This is a genomic window from Actinoplanes sp. ATCC 53533 (genome assembly GCF_003947245.1).
In genome coordinates this window covers 1-634 of record NZ_QHHV01000687.1, presented here as the reverse complement: position 1 = coordinate 634, position 634 = coordinate 1, and the positions used below count along the sequence as shown (strand labels likewise).

1 protein-coding gene is annotated in these 634 nt (G+C 67.8%); it reads left to right on the top strand.

Annotated elements, in window-relative coordinates:
• A partial coding sequence (locus DMB66_RS60650; RefSeq protein ID WP_148113022.1) for a GMC oxidoreductase occupies window positions 1–537 on the top strand: 537 nt, incomplete at its 5' end.
• Window positions 538–634: the final 97 nt, after the last annotated feature.

The following is a 634-nucleotide window of genomic DNA, read 5'->3' as shown; positions in this document are numbered from 1 at the left end:
GACCTGCGCCGGTCCCTGGTCGACCAGGTCAGCAAGCAACTGCTCTTCGCCCACATGATCGAGGTGCTGCCGGAGCCGGAGAACCGCGTCACCGTCGACCCCCGCTACCGCGACCAGCTGGGCAACATGCGCCCGGTGATCTCGTTCAAGGTCCCCGACTACACGATGCGCGGCGCGGCCTTCGCCCGTCGCCTGTCGCGGCAGCTGTTCGACCAACTCGGGGCGGAGGACCACACGAACTACGACCCGTCCGAGTACGGGTACGTGGAGTTCGAGGGCGAGGGCTACCGGATCCTCGGCGGCAACCACCTGGCCGGCACCCACATCATGGGCACGAGCCCGGCTACCTCTGTCGTGGACGACAACCAGCGCAGCTGGGAGCACGAGAACCTCTACCTGGTCGGCGGCGGCAGCATGCCGACGATCGGCACGGCGAACATCACCCTGACCGCTACCGCGCTCAACCTGCGTACGGCTCGGCACCTGCTCCATGAGTTGCGGCACCAGGACCAGCCCGTGGCCCTCGCGGCCCTCTGAACGATTGGCGCACGATGACCCAGCAAACCTGCTCTGGAAACCGGCGCGGAAGCCCAGCTGCCGGCGGAGATCTTCACCCGTGCGGACCTCGAGGCCT